The organism is Acinetobacter sp. ACZLY 512, assembly GCF_023614015.1.
Classification (GTDB): domain Bacteria; phylum Pseudomonadota; class Gammaproteobacteria; order Pseudomonadales; family Moraxellaceae; genus Acinetobacter; species Acinetobacter soli.
This window is the reverse complement of the sequence record NZ_JAKIVI010000007.1, coordinates 53,179-73,155: the sequence shown is the minus strand read 5'-3', so window position 1 is coordinate 73,155 and position 19,977 is coordinate 53,179. Positions and strand designations below refer to the sequence as shown.

14 protein-coding genes are annotated in these 19,977 nt (G+C 42.3%); 8 read left to right on the top strand and 6 right to left on the bottom strand.

All coding sequences use genetic code 11. From position 1 onward, the window contains the following. Nucleotides 1–80 precede the first annotated feature (80 nt). Together L2096_RS09325 and L2096_RS09320 are read left to right on the top strand one after the other, a co-directional pair. Complete coding sequence (locus L2096_RS09325; RefSeq protein WP_004936346.1) at nt 81–1,340, top strand: putative DNA modification/repair radical SAM protein; 1,260 nt, start codon at nt 81–83, stop codon at nt 1,338–1,340. A 2-nt stretch (nt 1,341–1,342) separates the two neighbouring features. Continuing rightward, entirely contained in the window at nt 1,343–2,122 is a 780-nt protein-coding gene (locus L2096_RS09320) for a TIGR03915 family putative DNA repair protein (protein WP_250365279.1), read from the top strand. Nucleotides 2,123–2,160: 38 nt separating this feature from the next. Here L2096_RS09320 and L2096_RS09315 read toward each other — a convergent pair whose 3' ends face one another. The 4 genes from L2096_RS09315 to L2096_RS09300 all read right to left on the bottom strand — a co-directional run bounded on the left by L2096_RS09315 (nt 2,161) and on the right by L2096_RS09300 (nt 6,773). Then, on the bottom strand, nt 2,161–2,862 hold the full coding sequence (locus L2096_RS09315; RefSeq protein WP_004946351.1) for a VIT1/CCC1 transporter family protein: 702 nt from the start codon (nt 2,860–2,862) through the stop codon (nt 2,161–2,163). Nucleotides 2,863–3,084: 222 nt separating this feature from the next. After that, nucleotides 3,085–4,509 (bottom strand): deoxyribodipyrimidine photo-lyase, encoded by a 1,425-nt coding sequence (phrB, locus tag L2096_RS09310; protein WP_250365278.1) that lies wholly within the window; start codon nt 4,507–4,509, stop codon nt 3,085–3,087. A 198-nt stretch (nt 4,510–4,707) separates the two neighbouring features. Continuing rightward, nucleotides 4,708–5,190, bottom strand: coding sequence for an FKBP-type peptidyl-prolyl cis-trans isomerase (locus L2096_RS09305; RefSeq protein ID WP_004936362.1), 483 nt, complete (start codon nt 5,188–5,190; stop codon nt 4,708–4,710). Between the two features lie 272 nt (nt 5,191–5,462). After that, the gene (locus L2096_RS09300) at nt 5,463–6,773 is read right to left on the bottom strand and encodes a D-alanyl-D-alanine carboxypeptidase PBP6B (protein ID WP_004936366.1); all 1,311 of its coding nucleotides are present in this window, start codon (nt 6,771–6,773) and stop codon (nt 5,463–5,465) included. Between the two features lie 168 nt (nt 6,774–6,941). Here L2096_RS09300 and L2096_RS09295 point away from each other — a divergent pair, with 168 nt between their 5' ends. Together L2096_RS09295 and L2096_RS09290 are read left to right on the top strand one after the other, a co-directional pair. Further along, nucleotides 6,942–8,654 carry a M61 family metallopeptidase gene (locus L2096_RS09295; protein ID WP_250365277.1) on the top strand — a complete coding sequence of 571 codons (1,713 nt, stop codon included), beginning with the start codon at nt 6,942–6,944 and terminating at the stop codon, nt 8,652–8,654. Between the two features lie 341 nt (nt 8,655–8,995). Continuing rightward, nucleotides 8,996–11,230 carry an NADP-dependent isocitrate dehydrogenase gene (locus tag L2096_RS09290; protein WP_004946371.1) on the top strand — a complete coding sequence of 745 codons (2,235 nt, stop codon included), beginning with the start codon at nt 8,996–8,998 and terminating at the stop codon, nt 11,228–11,230. A gap of 83 nt (nt 11,231–11,313) precedes the next feature. On the opposite strand, the gene uraH is transcribed toward L2096_RS09290, so the two are convergent. Both uraH and L2096_RS09280 read right to left on the bottom strand, forming a co-directional pair. Further along, a complete protein-coding gene (gene uraH, locus L2096_RS09285) occupies nt 11,314–11,712 on the bottom strand; it encodes a hydroxyisourate hydrolase (RefSeq protein WP_004936374.1) in 399 nt (132 codons plus the stop codon). Between the two features lie 113 nt (nt 11,713–11,825). Continuing rightward, a complete protein-coding gene (locus tag L2096_RS09280; protein WP_048765115.1) occupies nt 11,826–12,620 on the bottom strand; it encodes an rRNA large subunit pseudouridine synthase E in 795 nt (264 codons plus the stop codon). 715 nt (nt 12,621–13,335) lie between these two features. On the opposite strand from L2096_RS09280, the gene L2096_RS09275 reads away from it, so the two are divergent. The 4 genes from L2096_RS09275 to L2096_RS09260 all read left to right on the top strand — a co-directional run bounded on the left by L2096_RS09275 (nt 13,336) and on the right by L2096_RS09260 (nt 19,940). Next, nucleotides 13,336–14,724: an L-cystine transporter gene (locus L2096_RS09275; protein WP_004936381.1), complete on the top strand. Its 1,389-nt coding sequence runs from the start codon at nt 13,336–13,338 to the stop codon at nt 14,722–14,724. Nucleotides 14,725–14,850: 126 nt separating this feature from the next. Then, complete coding sequence (locus tag L2096_RS09270) at nt 14,851–15,693, top strand: PhzF family phenazine biosynthesis protein (protein WP_250365276.1); 843 nt, start codon at nt 14,851–14,853, stop codon at nt 15,691–15,693. Nucleotides 15,694–15,825: 132 nt separating this feature from the next. Next, a complete protein-coding gene (locus tag L2096_RS09265; RefSeq protein ID WP_048765113.1) occupies nt 15,826–17,055 on the top strand; it encodes a voltage-gated chloride channel family protein in 1,230 nt (409 codons plus the stop codon). Between the two features lie 107 nt (nt 17,056–17,162). Next, complete coding sequence (locus L2096_RS09260; protein ID WP_250365275.1) at nt 17,163–19,940, top strand: M16 family metallopeptidase; 2,778 nt, start codon at nt 17,163–17,165, stop codon at nt 19,938–19,940. Nucleotides 19,941–19,977 lie beyond the last annotated feature (37 nt).

Below are 19,977 nucleotides of genomic sequence, written 5' to 3'. Positions count from 1 at the left end.
AATACATCAAATGCATGTCTACACTGACCGGCGATTTTTTATAATAGCGCTATGGGCAATCGCAGATCAGGTAGACATGCATGACAGATCGTATTCGTGAAAAGCTGCAAATTCTTGCAGATGCAGCCAAGTATGACGTTTCATGTTCATCAAGCGGCAGTGATCGAAAAAACAAAGACAAAGGGTTGGGAAATACCGGATCGGGTATTTGCCATAGCTATACCGAAGACGGCCGCTGTGTCTCGCTCCTTAAAATTCTATTTAGCAATGTGTGTATTTATGACTGCTCTTATTGCGTATCCAGACGTTCAAATGATGTCAAACGAGCTGCATTTACAGTGCAAGAAGTGGTCGATCTGACTATTAATTTTTATCGTCGTAATTATATAGAAGGGTTATTTTTAAGTTCAGGAATTTTTAAGTCTGCCGATTACACCATGGAGCGAATGCTTCAAGTGGTCAAAAAATTACGTTTGGAAGAAAATTTCAACGGTTATATTCATTTAAAAACCATTCCGGGTGCTTCACCAGAGCTGATTACCGAGGCGGGGCTTTATGCCGACCGTATGAGTATTAATCTTGAAATGCCGACTGAAGCAGGTTTAAAACAATTTGCACCTGAGAAAAGCCACGCCGAAGTACAAAAAGATTTAGGCATTGTTCGAGACCGCTTAATTCAGTTTAAAGATGAACGCAAGCTGATTCGCTCTGTGCCAAAATTTGTACCTGCGGGTCAAACTACACAAATGGTGGTAGGTGCCTCAAATGAGACCGATTATGATGTCATGATGATGGCCGATCAGCATTATAAAGATTACAAGCTTAAACGGGTTTACTACTCAGGTTATATCCCAATTAATGATCAAGACAAGGCTTTGCCAGCGATTGGTTCTGCACCCCCGTTATTACGTGAAAATCGTTTGTATCAGTCTGATTGGCTGATGCGCTTTTATGGCTTTGCTGCCAATGAGATTGTCAATCCGCAGTTTCCTAATCTGGATTTGGAGGTCGATCCAAAGTTAAGCTGGGCACTTCGACATCCCGAATATTTTCCTGTCGATATCAATCGAGCAGACTATCAAATGATCCTACGAATTCCGGGCATTGGGGTACGTTCGGCCAAAAAAATTATTCAGGCGCGTCGTTTTGGTCCACTACGTACCGACCAACTTAAAAAAATGGGTGTAGCCTATAGCCGCGCGCAGCATTTTATGTTTTGTATCGACACGCCAGCCTATAAAAAAGAGCTACATCCGACACAGGTTCGACAGCAAATTCTGCAATCAGGTCAATCTAAATATACCAAGCAATTATCACCACAATTGGGGTTTGGCTTTTAGCGATGGTGATATATCAGTTTGATGGCACAATGACTGGGCTTTTATGCTGTATCTTTCGTGCATTTCAATTTAAAGAGTTTGAGGTGATGTTGGCGCTTGAACATCAGGCTCAAGACTCGTTGCTTGCCGAAACAATTGAGATTGCGAGCCATGAGGCACAGGCCAAACGCGTTTGGGAAGGTTTATGTCAAAAACTCTCAAATGAAGGCTTGAAACGCTTTTATTACAGCTATTTGTCTGAGCAACTACCGGCTTATCAGCATTTGTTTAATTTTGCCGTCTATGTCTTTCAAAGTCATATTTCGATTGAAAAAAATTATGGCAATCCAGATGTGTTAGGTGTTGCACAGTGGACCAAGCAAGTGGGACGTGAAAAACATCGTATGGAAGCATTTGTACGGTTTAAAAAAACCAAAGAAGGACTTTTTATCAGTCTGGTTCGTCCAGATTTTAATGTATTGCCGTTGATTCAACGACATTTTAAGGCCCGTTACCAAGATCAAGAGTGGCTGATTTACGATGAAAAACGCCACTACGGTATTTATTACGATTTAAATACCATTCATCAAGTCGAACTCAATGCGAGTACCATCGATAAAAATATCGACAATGGCTTTAGTCAGAATTTTGACCTTGAGCTGGATGAGCAGGAGATGCTCTACGACCAGCTCTGGAAAGACTACTTCAACAGCGTCAATATTCAGGCCCGTAAAAACATTAAATTGCATATTCAGTATGTGCCAAAGCGTTACTGGCGATATATGAATGAAAAGATCATCTAATGTTGTTTGAGGCCTGATTGATCATTTGCAGCTCAAGATTAAATAGGTCCGACCTGAAAAAATGACCCAACCCAGCTTGAAAAGGCCATCGCCAAAATGCCCCAAAGTGTAATCCGTAAGCTGCCTTTCCAAAGTGCTGTACCGGCAAAATAACTCGACAGTGCCCCCATGATTGCCAAAGAACATATACCAACAATCAACACCACGATCGACACCAAATGTTCAGGACTCAGCAAAATAGCCAGCATCGGGCAAAGTGCGCCCAATGAAAAAGACAAAGCCGATGAAAACGCGGCTTGAATAGGACGTGCCGCTGTTTGCTCAATAATACCAATTTCATCGCGCGCATGTGCTTCAAGTGCATCTTTCTCGGTTAACTGAATGGCAACTTCTTTGGCCAGTTCTGGGCTTAAGCCGCGGCGCATGTAAATGATGGTTAACTCTTCTAATTCAAGATGAGGATTCTTTTCAAGCTCTCTTGCCTCAAACTTCAAATCGGCATGCTCAATGTCCTTTTGCGACTGAACCGAGACATATTCACCTGCGGCCATGGACGTTGCACCCGATATCAAACCGGCCAGACAAGCAATAAACAAGGTATGAGAGCTTGCACCACTCGCGGCCATTCCCATGACTAAGCTGGTCACTGAAATAATCCCGTCGTTCGCCCCTAGCACAGAGGCACGTAGCCAACCGGTACGATGAATATAGTGATCTTCTGCATGATGCGAGTAGGTCATAGGCTTACCTGAATACATAAATCGATGAGATGAGTAAAACGGTTTATTCTTAGTTTTTACTTATTCAAAATAAAACAAACGCATATTTTTATTAAACGTTATCACAATATAGCAAGTCAGCTGTTTTTTCTATTTTATTTTATGGCATGACTTGAGTTCCGGTTTGAATGGGGTAAAGCTTCCAGAAAAACATAAATAGCCTTCTGAAAGCCAACAGATGAGTTAATTATTTTTAAATACTTCAATCGCCTCTGCACGACTGGCTTTTAAATCGACAATCGGTTTTGGATAGTTGAGCTTCGAGATTTGTTTACTCGCGTATGGCTCATGGATTTGAGTGTTATCCAAATGTTTGAGTTCGGGGAGCCATTCTCTAAGAAATTTCCCGTCTGGATCGAATTTTTCCGATTGGCTGACTGGATTAAAAATACGGAAATAGGGTGCGGCATCGGTGCCCGTCGAAGCACTCCATTGCCAGCCGCCATTATTGGCCGCAAAATCACCATCGATCAAATGTTGCATAAACCATTGTTCGCCTTTACGCCAATCGATCAGTAGGTTTTTGGTCAGAAACATCGCACAAATCATACGGACACGGTTATGCATCCAGCCTGTTGCCTTGAGCTGACGCATGGCGGCATCGACAATCGGAATGCCGGTTTGACCTTGTGTCCATGCTTCAAAATGCGCGTCATTGTCTTTCCATGGAATGGTTTTGGTTTGATCTTGAAAGGGCTGATGGCGCGACAGCTTTGGAAAGTCAAACATGAGTTGCTGATAAAACTCGCGCCAGAGTAACTCATTGAGCCAAACTTCCTGACCTTTATTTTCTAATAAAAACTGGCCCTGATGTTTTGCAAAAATTGCCTGTACACACTGACGAATAGACACCAGACCAATGGTCAAATACGGTGAAATACAACTGGTTCCTTCAGCGGCCGGATAGTCACGCAGCTCGTGATAGTGATTGATTTTATCTTTTATAAACGCTTCAAGACGCTTATGCGCTGCTTTTTCACCAACGGGCCAGAGGGCTTGGGTTTTTTTATCGATTTCGTCATAACCCAAGTCCGTCATGGAGGGAAGTTTTGAGTCATCTGCTTTGATTTTTGGTGCATCCGACTGAGCTTCGGGTTGCGGAAAGCATTGAGGAAGACTGATATTGAGCAGTTCGTAGCAGTTTTTCTTAAATGGCGTATACACCTGATAAGGCGCGTCACTTTTATTACGAATACTGCCTAAAGTGAATAGGGTTTTATCTTGATATAGTTTTAAATCTTTTTGAATGGCATTGAGTGCTGTTTGAGCCTGATGATCCCGCTCAAGTTCATTAATGCCTACTTCGACATTGGCATAAACATTTTCAATCTTGTAGTGCTCTACCAGCTTGAGTAGCTCGTCTGGAATAGCTTTCCATAATGGAATGGTTCGTACAATTAGCGGAATATTGAGTGCTGTTAAATCGTCTTTAAGCTGTGCAAGTTGACGTAAATAAAAATCGATTTTTATCGGCGCATCATCATGACGTTGCCATTGCTCAGGAGAGAAAATAACCAATGCAAGCGTTGTACCGGCCTGTGTTGCATGCCATAGCGCAGATTGATCGTTTAACCGAAGATCATTTCGAAACCAGATCAATTGATTCATCTGTAGACCTATTTAAAGTGTTTAAATTTATAAAGTGTGTGAAAGCGAATTGTCTTTAATCTTATAAGTAAAAAAGTGAGCGAGATGTGAAATGCTGTTTAATTTTAGTTCATGCTCTATTTTTATCATTTTTTGTGTGTTGGATGCATAAAAAAAGGTAAGACCGAAGTCTTACCTTTTATACTGGATATTTCCAGCTTAGTGGTGGTGACCACCTACACCGTGAACGTGTCCGTGATCTAACTCTTCTTGAGTTGCATCACGAATTTCAACGATTTCAACTTCAAACGTTAAATCTTGACCAGCAAGCGGGAAGTTGGCATCAACAACAATGTTGTCGCCTTCAACAGCTTTAACTGTAACGATCTGAACGCCGTCATCAGTTTGCGCTTGGAACTGCATGCCCGGTTGAATGTTTTCAACACCTTGGAACATTTGAGCTGGAACTTCTTGAACGAGATCAGGATTGTACTCGCCATAACCTTCAGCAGCTGGAACATTCACTGTAAATTTGTCACCAACAGCTTTACCTACAAGTGCATTTTCCAAACCTGGGATGATGTTACCTGCACCGTGCAAATAGGCAAGTGGTTCGCCTTGAGATTGGTCAAGGGTTTCACCTTCAGCATTCGTTAATTTGTAGTGGAATGAAACCACGTGGTTATTTGCAATAGCAGTCATGTTTGTTGATCCATTCAATCAATTTAAGTTCACATCATAAAGTGAAAAAGCAGATTTGTAGATTAAAAATCGCAAAATCTCACAAATTTCACATTTAAGCGTTCATTTTTTCTTAGTTGGAGACGATTTTTAGCTTTTCAATGCGATTTATCAAATTTTATTGAGTTTTCTGCTCAAAATGTCTTAATTCGAGTTGAAAATGGCATTTTTATTGAGGTTTTTGCAAAAATAAAGGCAGCCGAAGCTGCCTGAATATATCTGACGATTACAACTTAGTGCAGCGGATACAGCTTTGCTGTTTGCTGGTCATGCCCAAACAGATTAAACAAACCCTTTACCCACATAAAGAAACGTTCAAAGAAATTTGCTTCTTCGATATGCACTGTATCGTTAATCTGAATGCTGTGAATCAATTGGTTGTTTTGATAAATCTGAACCGTAGCCAAATTGATTGCTTTCATTAAAGGCGCGGTTAACTGTTGTTCATTCAGTTCTACATTAATACGCGTATTGGTGGTTTGTAAGGGTTCAATCCATTGCTTTTGACCGTTGGCCATTGGCGTAAACAAACGCTGAGAAATGTTATCAAAGTTGTTGAGATCAATTGGCTGTGCCAGATTGTAAAGCGATGTAGTCACAATGGTTGGCGTATGTGTTTCGACCTTAAACATTTTTAAGGTGGATTTCACAACAGGCAGCTCAGCAATCAATTGCTTGTTTTTGATCACTTCTTCATCACGGGTATAGGCGTAGGCCAAATTCATAAGTTTATTGGCCACTTCGGCACGTTTAAATGCATTTTTAGTGCCGAGTACCACCACAATCAGTCGACGCTCAGGCAAATCGACATTCATGGTTGGGCGCTTCGCAGTTAATGCCAAGTTAAATCCAGCAGCTTTGGTGTAACCTGTTTTTAGGCCGTCAGCAGTAGGGTCCATTTTAAGCGCCAGATTGGTCGCACGATGAAAGCGCTGCTGATAGCGAAAACTTGGAAGTTTCGAGTAATTTAAGTAATCGGGTGTTTCTTTGACAATTGCCTGTGCAAGCAGGCTCAAATCATGCGATGTAGAATAGTGATCGGTCATGGTGACACCCGCCGGGTTGGAAAAATGAGTATCTTTCATTCCCAGTGCGCGTGCTTCTTGATTCATACGTGCCACAAAGTTGGGGACGTTACCTGAAATTTTTTCACCTAGACTGACCGCAGCATCGTTGGCTGACATCACAATTAAACCGGCAAGCAATTGATCGATTGAAATCTGCTCACCCGGCTTGAGATACATTTGTGATTCATCCCACATCACCATATTGACCACAGGTGTTGCCGTGAGAATGTCATTTTTGTGGAGCTTTCCTGCTTTTAGCTCTTTTAAGGTAATGTAAGCCACCATCATTTTGGTTAAAGATGCTGGTGCCCGTTGTACATGGCTGTTGTGCTCGGCAATGATTTGACCAGATTGCGCATCCACAATACTCCATGCTTCTGCCTCAACACTCTCGGGTGCAATATTAAGCAAATTTGCATGTGCAACAGATGCACATAAAAGGCTAAATAAAGAAATAATGGTCAGTATCAGTCGCACGTGTTCACCTTAGGTTGCCATCCTCTAGCAGGAAATGCCAAAACACACGCATGCTATGCCTTTTTTAGGTTCAAGGCTAGTGACTTTTGCAGACAAATAAGACAACTACGCAAGACTTTGTAAAAAAATGCTAAGCTAAGATCATCTTGCTAATTCTTATGTAGAACTATGTTGCATTATCAAATCGAATTTGACGACTATCGTCAGCATCTCGTTCATGTCACCTTACGTTTTCTTGCAGACCCCAATCAGGAGTTATGGCTTCCAACTTGGATTCCGGGCAGTTACCTGATTCGTGAGTTTGCCAAACATGTTGAGTCGGTTCGTGCATACGATGAAGCGGGTCGTATTTTACAAATTAAAAAAGAGCAAAAAAACCGCTGGAGGCTCTTTAACAACGATCACGAGCTCATCACGGTTGAATATGATGTTTATGCTTTTGATCTGTCGGTGCGTGGGGCCTATGTTGATCAGACCCGTTTATACGTCAATCCAGCTTGTGTGTGTATGGGGCTTTCTAATCAAGAAGAAAAACCATGTGAAGTTGAGCTTTTTCTACCAGATGAGCTCAAACACTTTCAGTTGGCTACGGGTTTACCTGCAAAAAGCTTGGTGAGAGGGCGCTTTACACTCAAAGCCGAAAATTATGATCAGTTAATCGATAGTCCATTTGAATTGGCTGAACAGACGCGCTTTGAATTTGAAGCAGCAGGAATTCAGCATAAAATGGTGATTTCTGGTCAACACAATACCAATGTCGAGCGCCTAAAATCAGATTTAGAGAAAATCTGCGAGACTGAAATTGCAATTTTTGGCTCGGCACCTTTTAAAGATTACACCTTTATGACTATGGCCACTGGCAATAGTTATGGTGGTCTTGAGCACTGTAACAGTACCAGTTTAATTATTCCGCGTACCGATTTGCCACAGCCGAATGAAGCAGAAGAACCGTCTGAAGATTACCAGCGCTTTTTGGGCTTGTGCAGTCATGAGTATTTTCATTCGTGGCTGGTCAAATTTATCCGACCAGAAACTTTTGCCCAGTATAATTTGCATCAGGAAGGTTATACGTCATTGCTCTGGATTTTTGAAGGCTTTACATCGTATTACGATGATTTGGTCCTGCTCAGAAGTGGCGTCATTTCACAGGCATCGTATTTAAAATTACTCAAAGCACAGATCGACCGCTATTTACAAAATCCGGGAAGATTTGTTCAGACTGTGGCAGAGTCAAGTTTTGATGCATGGATCAAGTTTTATCGTCCAGATGAAAACTCCAACAATGCCGGTACCAGTTATTACAACAAGGGCTGCTTGGTTGCACTTTGTCTCGATTTAGGCCTGCGCTTACGTGGATCGAACCTCGATGCACTGCTACAAAAAATGTATGCCAATACACAAAATGGTGTTCAGGTGAATGAGCGGACCATTTTTGAATTGTGTGAACAGTTAACTGGTGATAACTGGCTTGAGCAGATTAATCATTTAATCAATACCACAGATGAATTGCCACTCGATCAGCTTTTACCAGAATTTGGTCTGAACTACAGCATTCAGCGCGACAAACAATTACCATTTGGTATGAAGTTGGCTGACAAACCAGAAGGTGTGTTGGTACAACAGGTAAACCGTAGTGCTGGTGCAGCCAAAGCAGGCCTTTCTGCGCAAGATGTGATTGTTGCGATTGATGGTTTAAAAGCGACTGAAAAGCTATTGGCACGTTATGCCAAGGCATCGGGTGAATATGTTGTACATGCGTTTCGTCGAGATGAGCTTATGACTTTTACAATAAGTGCCGATGCGCTTGAACTGCATGAAGTTCAGTTAACTGTTGAAGATCAAAATAAACTGGATAAATGGTTAAAATTCACTGCGCCATAAGCTTATAGAAGATAAACAAATAAAAACCGGTGACAATCACTGGTTTTTATTTGGGTGTGTTTTTTGTTGCGAGCATATGCATATCATGACAACAGCCCATAAAAAATATGAAAAATAAGAGTTTCAAACAGTTAAATTTCTCAATATGTGCAATTGAACCGATACAAAATCTGATAGTCGAACACTATTTTTTTTCGAAATGTGGATATCACTAGATATGACGTTGACTGAACAGTCGTGACAGCGGATACTCTCAGGGTTTTTATTTAAGCTAATCGGTTTCAGGGAGTGAATCTTGATCATCGCTCCTAAAAAAACTCAATCCAAAGCAGGAGATATATATGGCTGGTGGAAAGTCAACAATCATTTACACACTGACCGACGAGGCGCCGCTATTAGCGACTTACTCACTGCTGCCGATCATTGAGACTTTTACTAAGCCTGCAGGCATAGAAATTGCAAAAAGTGATATTTCTGTAGCTTCTCGCGTTCTTGCAGAATTCTCTGATTATTTAAGTGATGAGCAAAAAGTTCCAAACAACTTGGCTGAGTTGGGTCGTTTAACTCAAGATCCAGACACCAATATCATCAAATTGCCAAACATCAGTGCCTCTGTAGCACAGCTCACTGCATGTATTAAAGAGCTTCAATCTAAAGGTTTTGCGATTCCAAACTATCCTGAGAATCCAACAACTGAAGAAGAAAAAGAAATCAAGGCACGCTATGGCAAATGCTTAGGTTCAGCAGTAAACCCTGTACTTCGTGAAGGTAACTCAGACCGCCGTGCACCTGCAGCTGTAAAAAATTATGCGAAAAAACATCCACACTCAATGAGTGAGTGGAAGCAATGGTCGCAAACTCATGTTTCGCATATGGAAGAAGGTGACTTCTATCATGGCGAAAAATCGATGACACTTGACCGTGCGCGCAACGTTAAAATGGAGTTGATCACCAATCGTGGCGAAACGATTGTACTCAAACCAAAAGTAGCGTTGAAAGACGGTGAAATCATCGACTCAATGTTTATGAGCAAAAAAGCGCTGTGCGATTTCTATGAAAAGCAGCTCGATGATTGCCGCGAAGCAGGCATCTTGTTCTCTTTACACGTAAAAGCAACCATGATGAAGGTGTCTCACCCAATCGTGTTTGGTCACTGTGTGAAAATTTACTACAAAGACGCTTTTGAAAAACATGGCAAGCTGTTCGATGAGCTTGGCATTAATGTCAATAACGGTATGGCAGGTCTTTACGAAAAAATTGAAACATTGCCAACATCGTTACGTGAAGAAATCATTGAAGATCTTCATGCATGTCAAGAACACCGTCCAGCATTGGCAATGGTGGATTCTGCAAAAGGCATCACCAACTTCCATTCTCCAAACGACATCATTGTTGATGCATCTATGCCAGCCATGATTCGTGCAGGCGGTAAAATGTGGGGTGCCGATGGCAAGCAATACGATGCGAAAGCCGTTATGCCTGAATCAACATTTGCGCGTATTTACCAAGAAATGATTAATTTCTGTAAATGGCACGGTAATTTTGATCCGAAAACCATGGGAACAGTTCCTAACGTTGGTTTGATGGCTCAAAAAGCTGAAGAATACGGTTCGCACGACAAAACTTTTGAAATCCCTGAAGCGGGTATTGCCAACATTACCGATCTTGAAACGGGTGAAGTATTGTTGACGCAAAACGTTGAAGAAGGCGATATCTGGCGTATGTGTCAGGTAAAAGATGAACCGATTCGTGACTGGGTAAAACTTGCCGTTACACGTGCACGCAACTCAGGCATGCCTGCAATTTTCTGGCTCGACCCGTACCGTCCACACGAAAATGAGCTGATCAAAAAAGTTCAAAAGTATTTGAAAGAACACGACACAGAAGGTTTGGATATCCAAATCATGTCGCAAGTGCGTGCAATGCGTTATACGCTTGAGCGCGTTGTTCGCGGTTTAGATACTATTTCGGTCACTGGTAACATCTTGCGTGACTATCTCACCGATTTGTTCCCGATTATGGAATTGGGTACTTCTGCAAAAATGCTTTCAATTGTGCCGTTAATGGCCGGTGGTGGCATGTACGAAACAGGTGCGGGTGGTTCTGCACCGAAACACGTACAGCAGTTGGTAGAAGAAAACCACTTGCGTTGGGATTCACTGGGTGAGTTCTTGGCGTTGGCAGTTTCACTCGAAGAGTTGGGCATTAAAGAAGACAATGCGCGCGCTAAACTTCTTGCCAAGACACTTGACCAAGCAACGGGTAAATTACTCGATAACGGCAAGTCTCCATCGCGCCGCACAGGTGAAATTGATAACCGTGGCAGTCATTTCTACTTATCTTTATACTGGGCACAAGCACTTGCTGCACAAGACGAAGATGCTGAACTCAAAGCCAAGTTCGAACCACTTGCAAAACTATTAAGTGAAAACGAAGACAAAATCGTGGCTGAGCTTTCAGAAGTACAAGGCAAGTCAGTAGATATTGGTGGCTATTACGCGATTGATCCAGCTAAAGTGAATGCATTAATGCGTCCAAGCGAGACCTTTAATTCTGCGCTTTCAACAGTGGCTTAAAACACTTAAAAACTAAAAAAACCGATGCCTAGGCATCGGTTTTTTTATCTGTTCAAATTTTAAAAAGATTGCTTTTCTTGTACTCAGTTACCCCGATACGTCGAGTAACCGTAAGGGCTGATTAACAGTGGAATGTGATAATGTGGCAAAGAACCATCGATGACAAAGACCACGGGCACCTCTGGAAAAAAGCTACGCTGATTTTTTTGGCGAAACCATTCACCTGTTTTGAAGGTGACCCGATACACGCCTTTATCGAGGGTTTTATTTTCCGGATAAAGTGCCTCGATCCGACCGTTATCGTCGGTCGAGCCTGAGTTGATTTCGACCCATTTGTCATTTTGCTGTGCTTCTAGCACTACATTCACGTGTGCTGATGGTAGACCGGTATCTAAATTTAATACATGCACACTTAATGGGTTTTGTGCAAAAACAAATCCCGAAAAACCAAGTCCAATGAGAGGAAGCAGCTTTTTTATCATCTGATTGATCTCAATATTCAAATGGTTATGGTATCGATTCGGCATAAATTCGTGAAGTAAAAAATGTAACATCATAAAAAAAGGATGCCTAAGCATCCTGTTTTTTTAGCAGATTAACGTGCTCGGCGGCCACGACTCTTGGTGTTAGGTCTTGTGGTGCCGTTGGTCTTACGACGTGGCTTTTCACTTTCGTCCATTTGCCAAATACGAGTGGTACCTGATTTCTTTTTCGCAGGATCTTTTTTGTCGCCTTCTTTATTTTTTTGATGCAGCGGCTTGCCTCCTGTGCCACCCGGCTTTTTCACATAAGAACGCGAGCGAAATGGCTTGTCTTCAGGGACATCTTTGAAGTCTGGATAAAGTAACGGTTCAATTTCCTTTTGCTCACCCGGTTGTAGCCCCAAGCGCTCAAGATCAATTGAGCCAATTTTGGTTCGAATGAGGCGTAGTGTCGGGAAGCCTACTGTTGAGGTCATGCGACGAACCTGTCGGTTGCGGCCTTCACAAATCTGGATTTCTACCCAAGAGGTCGGAATACTGGCACGATAACGCACTGGCGGGTGACGTTCCCAGAGCCATTCAGGCTCAGAGACTTTAATGGCTTTCGCCGGAAGGGTCATGCCATCGGCTAGTTCAACACCCTTGCGCAGCTGTTCGAGTGCTTCTTCGGTAATATCACCATCTACCTGAACCAAATAAGTTTTGTACTTTTTATTGTTTGGATGAGTAATGTATTGGTTTAAACCACCATGATCGGTCAAAAACATCAGACCTTCGGAATCGAGGTCTAGACGTCCTGCAATTCGTAAATCTGGATCATTGATAAAACTTGATACGGTCGGATGCTTACTGTCTTCTCGAAACTGCGACAACACATCATATGGTTTGTTAAATACAACTATTTTCATAAAATTTACTGCTTAAATCTTTTGATGTGAAAAAGGTGAGGGAGACTTAAACTTGATCGCTCGATGCGGATGATTTAAGCACTCAGCCCATGGCTTCATGACATCGTTTAAGGGAGTGATCTAAATAACTCAGCCCCATGTCGATCTTTTTGTATGACCTGTGGCAGAGGAGAATACAAATCGAGTTGAGCACACGCGACTGATGATTTGCGTATAACCCTAGATTTGCTTAAATATTAATCGAGACCGTTCGCTGGCTTCAACCTTTGCGGGGTATTAGATGATTCAACTGACATAGGGTAACCAACCGATGTAGTGAGCTCAAAACCAATACATGGATGATAAGGCGATCAATCCTTGGCGCGTAGGTGTTTTGCTTCATGACCAAGATTATAGCGTGTGCCTGACGCAATTGCTATCTAGCAACCACATCGATGCCATAACATTCAAGATTTACAGATGGAATTGGGTAAAAAAACCACATAGTATAAGTCTTAAGATCAATCCGTAATATAATCTCGATGAAGAATTAAACAGGGTGGAGTTTAAATATCTAAATAAAAATTATATAGATAACATAATAATTTATATCAGATAATTGAAAATATTCTCCATACTATGCGGCTTTGATTGAATAAAAAAACTGGCGTGGTAGATTCACGCTATGGTCAAATAGTTGAAGTTAAACGTTTTAAATTAAATTAGGAGTAGAGGAATGAATTGGCCTCTAATCGTCAATATTCTTGTTTTTATCGCCGCTTTGCTGCTGCTTGCACAAACCAGAAAAACCAACTGGAGTTTGGCAAAAAAAGTACTGGCAGGTTTGCTGCTGGGTGTCGTATTCGGTCTGGGTTTGCATCTGATCTATGGCGGTGGAAATGTCATTCTTAAAGATTCGATTAGCTGGTTCAATATTGTGGGCAATGGTTATGTAAAATTGCTGCAAATGGTGGTAATGCCGCTGGTATTTGTTTCAATTTTAGGTGCAGTCACCAAGTTGCATGAAGCATCTGCACTGGGCAAGATTAGTTTTTATAGTATTGGAACCTTGCTGTTTACAACATTGATTGCAGCACTGGTGGGTGTTGGGGTCACCAATTTATTTGGCTTGTCTGCGCAAGGATTGGTTCAGGGTGCAGCCGAAACGGCTCGCTTAAGTGCAATTCAAACCGATTATGTGGGCAAACTGACCGATTTGACTGTGCCACAAATGGTACTGTCTTTTATTCCGAGTAATCCATTTGCAGAGCTGACAGGTGCAAATCCGACCTCAATTATTAGTGTGGTAATTTTTGCAGTCTTCTTGGGTATTGCGGCTATTCATTTAATTCGCGATGACCAAGCCAAAGGCGAACGTGTTTTGCATGCAATTCAGATCTTACAATCATGGGTGATGAAACTGGTCCGTTTGGTCATGATGCTAACACCTTATGGTGTATTTGCCTTAATCACCAAAGTCGTTGCCAGTTCGAACATTGCGGATATCCTCAATTTAGGTAGTTTCTTAATTGCTTCTTATCTTGGGCTGGGCATCATGTTTGTGGTGCATGCCATCTTGTTATTGTTTGTGGGTGTTTCCCCAGCAAAATTCTTTAAGAAAGTTGCACCTGTTTTAACCTTTGCCTTTACCAGCCGTTCCAGTGCTGCAAGTATTCCGCTCAATATCGAAGCCCAGACACGTCGTTTGGGGGTTCCAGAGTCAATTGCGAGTTTTTCTGCTTCTTTTGGTGCCACAATTGGTCAAAATGGTTGTGCCGGTTTGTATCCAGCCATGTTGGCAGTGATGGTGGCGCCAACGGTTGGCATTAACACGCTCGATCCAGTTTGGATTGCAACCTTGGTGGGTATAGTCACGCTCAGCTCAATTGGAGTGGCGGGTGTGGGTGGTGGTGCAACGTTTGCTGCCTTAATTGTACTACCAGCGATGGGCTTGCCTGTAACACTGGTGGCACTGCTGGTTTCGATTGAACCGCTGATCGATATGGGGCGTACTGCCTTAAATGTAAATGGTTCAATGACAGCCGGCATGGTGACCAGTCAGATTTTAAAACAGACCGATAAAGATGTATTTGATCGTGACGATGTCATGCTCGATCAGTCTTAAATTCAATTCAAAAAGCTCTAGATTGTTCTAGAGCTTTTTTCTGTGCTGGTTTTTTTTTAAATACTGTATCTGTTATTTTTCTTCCTAATTGCGAAAATAGACTAAAACGAACAAGAGATGATATTCATGAAAATGTACCAAGTTGATGCATTTACACAGCATCTTTTTAAAGGAAATCCTGCTGCGGTCATTATTCGAGAAGACTGGCTTTCAGACAGCCTCATGCAATCTATCGCACTTGAAAACAATTTGTCTGAAACTGCTTTTGTAAAAGTTTTGGATCATCAGAATTTTGAAATTCGTTGGTTTTCTCCAATCAGCGAAGTTGCATTTTGTGGGCATGCCACGCTGGCCAGTGCTTTTGTATTATTTAAAGATTACACCACAGCCAAAGCGCTCCAGTTTCACGTAAAAGATTTAGGCATTTTTATCGTATCGCAAGCACAAGATGGCAAGATTCAAATGAATTTTCCTGTTCGACCAGCGCAGAAACTTGACGATTACCCGGCTATCTTAGATGAAGCGCTTCAAAAGCCTTTTAAGGCTGTGTATCAAAATGCACAGGCTTATATTGTGGAATATGAAAGCGTGCAAGATGTACTCGATGAAGTGCCAGATTTTTCAAAGTTAAAAACGCTTGGGAAAACCAGAACGGCCATTACGGCGTCTGATGCAACACTGGATTTACTCATCACTGCACCAGATACACAGCAATACGATTGTGTATCACGCTACTTTGCTCCAGCTATTGGAATAGATGAAGATCCGGTCACCGGTTCGATTCATACCGCCGTAGCGCCGCTTTGGGCCGAGCGTCTGGGGAAACAGGAATTGGTTGCTTATCAGGCATCGACACGTGGTGGAACATTGTATTGCCGAATTTTAGATGACCAGCGCATTGAAATTTCTGGATATGCGGTGCTGTACATGCAAAGTGACATTACACTCGACGATGCTCAGCACACTTAAGTGTTCCACTTTACAAGTTTTCGCCCGCATTTAAGTTCAGATTAAGCGTGAAAGCTACAAAAGATGTTACACTTTTTCCTAGAACCTGAGCATTTATCATGCGTATTTAAATCGGCTTGCACACTGAGAGATATGAAAATTTTTCCATCGTCGGAATATCGTGAAATTATTCAATATACCGGGTATTGGATTGTGGTTTCGATCCTGATCGGGGTCATCTCTGGGGTTTCGTCGAGTCTGATTTTTGCGTGTTTTGATCTGGCCAATAAAGTTCGCGGTGTTTATCCGTGGTTGATTTATTTTTTACCCTTTATTGGCCTGATGTTGGGCTATCTGTTTTATTACTATGGTACGCCCATCGAAAAGGGCACACACTTGCTCATCGATGAAATTCATCAGCCTAAAGCCTTTATTCCAAAACGCATGAGTCCACTGATATTTGTCAGTGCGATTCTCACTCAGATTTTTGGTGGATCGGCGGGGCGTGAGGCGCCTGCTGTTCAGCTTTCCGGTGCACTAACCGATCATCTTACCCAAGTCTTTAAAGTACCACATGACAATCGAAAGATCTTTCTGATTGCCAGTATTGGCTCTGGCTTTGCCGCAATTTTTGGCTTGCCATTGGCAGGTGCCATTTATGGGCTTGAAATTACCGCACTTGGAAAACTGCGATATTCGGCAGTTTTTCCATGTTTTGTGTCGGCAGTGATTGCATCACAAGTACCCGAGTTTTTTCATATTGTGCACCCGCATCAGTATTATGTGGTGGCGAGTTTTCCAAAACTCACCAGCGAAGTGATCATTAGCCTGATTGTTGCAGGTGTGGTTTTTGGCATTATTGCACGTATCTTTATTGCCTCGATTCATTTTGTCAGTCAGCGTTTGAATCGTCATATTACCTTCATGCCATTTCGACCCATGGTGGGGGGAATTCTCATCATGTTGATGACGCTCATGGTCGGTCAGCAAACCTTTAACGGTTTAGGCGTGCATAGCATGATTGCTTCGTTTTATCATGAGTTGCCTGTCACCGATTTTATTGGCAAGCTGATTTTCACCGCGACCACCTTGGGCTCAGGTTTTAAAGGTGGCGAAATCACGCCGTTGTTTTTTGTGGGCACAACATTAGGCAATGCTTTAGGGCAGTTTTTACCGCTACCTATCTCGCTCTTGGCGGGGCTGGGGCTGGTGAGTTTATTTGCAGGGGCGAGTAAAGCACCCTTGACTTCTATTATCTTAGCCATTGAACTTTTTGGTGTTGCGATTGCCGAGTACGCCGTGATTACCTGCTTATTGGCCTATTTGTTTTCAGGCAATTGTGGTTTGTATCGTCATCTTAATTTAAAGCTCCACGATGACTAGACCATACACTGGCTTTTGTTTCAAAAAATCACTATGAATAGCGCGGGACATTTTTTAGTATAGAGTCGATTTTTAATGATTCTTATTACGATATTTTTGGAACAATTATGTTAACGCGCTTTAAACAGCTTAGTTTTTCTTTTGTTTTACTGGGTTTTAGTACCCTCAGTTGGTCTCAAGCTGTTTTAGTGAAGTCACAACACAATATTGAAGAATATAAACTTGATAACGGCTTACGTGTTGTTTTGGCACCTAACGAAAAAGCAAATAAAGTATTTATCAACACCATTTACTTAACGGGTTCGTTGAATGATCCTAAAGGTAAAGGGGGGATGGCACATCTGCTAGAGCATTTGGCATTTAAAGGCACTCAAGATGTTCAAGGAGAAGCCTTTCAGCGCCGTCTGGATCAGTATACGCTCTCCACCAATGCGAGTACGGAGTATTACACTACACGTTACACCAATATTGTACGTGCAGATCAGCAGGCGCTGGATCAGGTGTTGTACTTGGAATCGCAGCGTATGAACAAACTGGTGCTGCAAGACAAGTATGTTCCCTCCGAGATTGAAATTGTAAAGCGCGAACGTGAAGTGCGTTTAGATCAACCTTTTGCAGTGTTGATTGATCAGATGTTTAAGGCATTTTACGGCAATCGGTATCTGGGCCGTTTGCCGATTGGAGATTTACCTGAATTAAAATCCATCAATATGCAGGAACTTGAGCAGTTCTATCGTACATGGTATGCACCGAATAATGCTGTCATGGTTATTTCGGGAAAGTTTGACAAATCTTCAATTCTTCAGACCATCGACAAAAACTTTGCTCAAATACCGTCTCGGGCTGTACCCGCACCTGTTCAGGTACCAGCATTAGATCCAGCGAAAATCCAGCCGCGACAATTTTTAGTCGAGAAGGGCAGTGATCTGGCTAAATATAATATTTATAGCAACAAGAGTGAGCCTAAATTACAATCTGCATTAGCCCTTGCACCACTTTTGTATACCATGCAGCCAAGTGGCAGTCTTTATAAAAGTATTGTCGAAAAGGGCACCGCAACCAATGTGGAAGCTGCAACATGGCTTGATCAAAATTTTAATTTGGTCTTTTTAGGTGCTGTGTATTCACCTTCGCAAAATGCCACGACCGTTGAGTCGGCATTGGCCAAGCAAGTGGAGCAGTTTAAGCCATTTGATGATATTGAGCTCAAGCGTGTCAAGCAACTGATGCAGACCCAGATCGATCTGATTCAAAAAGATCCGATTGCACTTGGGTCGCGTTTAAGTGACTACATTGCTTCTACGCGAGGTGATTGGGGGCGCTACTACCAAGATGTCGATGATGTAAAAAAACTGGATACCACCACGGTCAATCAGATATATCGTGAGTTTTTTACAGCCTCACATCGTGTGGTGGGAGACATCAAACCTACGCCTGAAAGCCAGAAAAAAGCCATGGCGCAGCAAGCCGCTTCAAGCGTGAAAAAAACGCTTGATCAGCAAACTGAGGCACCTGAACCGCTCAAAGATATTTCAGAATATCAGCGTGAAATTCAGCAGTTTACTCAGCGCTCAAAACAAGAAATTGAAAGCAACGAAAAGAAAATTGTGCGGGGTCAACTCAGCAACGGCATGCAGTACGCACTGTTTCCGACTGAAACCCGAGATGATCGAACCTACGCAACATTGTCGGTCGATTTTGGTACAGAACAATCTCTTTTTGGAAAAAGTGCAATACTTGATTTAACGTCTTACTTATTGCTACGTGGTTCTGAACAATACAACTTGCAGCAAGTAGCAGACAAATCGATTGAGGCTGGTGGTAGTGCGTCAGCCGCCATGTCGGATAATGGTATGGTGATTAATATTCAGGCCAATAAAGATCAATTTAATGATTTCTTTCATTTTATAATTGAAATGATGAAAAAGCCGTCGTTTGAACAATCACAATTTGATCTGATTAAATCGCAAAGTTTGGCCAGTCTAGATCGTCCTTATACCGAGCCTGAAACGGTTGCTGCGCTCACTATGGCGCGCTTGGTTGAAACCTATCAACCTGGAGATTTACGCTACCATTTCGAACCTGAATTGGCTAAAACAGAAATTTCAAAAGCCACTCAAGCGCAAGTAAAAGCACTTTATGATCGCTTTTTTGCTATGAATCACGCACGTATTTCAGTCACTGGAGATTTCGATCCAGTGCGCATGAAACAGACGCTAAATCAGAATTTTGCAAACTGGAATAATCAAGAGCCTTATAAAAAACTGATGTCTGAATACACGGCTTATCCAGCGCAAAAAGTGCATGCTCTCTCTGAGCAACGTGAATTTGGTAACTACCAAGCACTGTTAACATTCCCTGTGGGTACAGAGCACCCCGATGCACCTGCAATGCTGGTTTTAGCGCAGATATTGGGTGATTCACAAATTTCATCGCGCTTGGCCGTTGCTTTACGTGAAAAAAATGCCTTGGTATATGGCTTTGGAAGTGATGTGGATCTCGATCCAGACCTGAACAATGGCGTATTGAGCATTAGCGCAAACTACACAGCGGGCAAGGCCGATCAGCTTTCATCGCTAATTCATGAAGTGCTGCAAGAAATGATTCAAAAGGGTGTAACAGATCAGGAAGTTGCGGCAGCAAAAGCCAATATCATGAAAAAACGTGTCACTTCACTTGAGGATGAGCGTAATATTCACCGAATGCTCAATGGGCAAATGGAATATAAAAAGACCTTAAAAGATCGCCTGAAACGTGATCAAGAGTATGCCACTATCACCAAAGCAGATGTAGATCGTGTGATTAAAAAATACATCCAGCTCGATCATTTGGTTGAAGTGATGGCCGACCAGTACGGTCAAGCACAGTCAGTTAAACGCTCTTAATTGAAACGGTATTAAAAAAAGCCCCATCTGGGGCTTT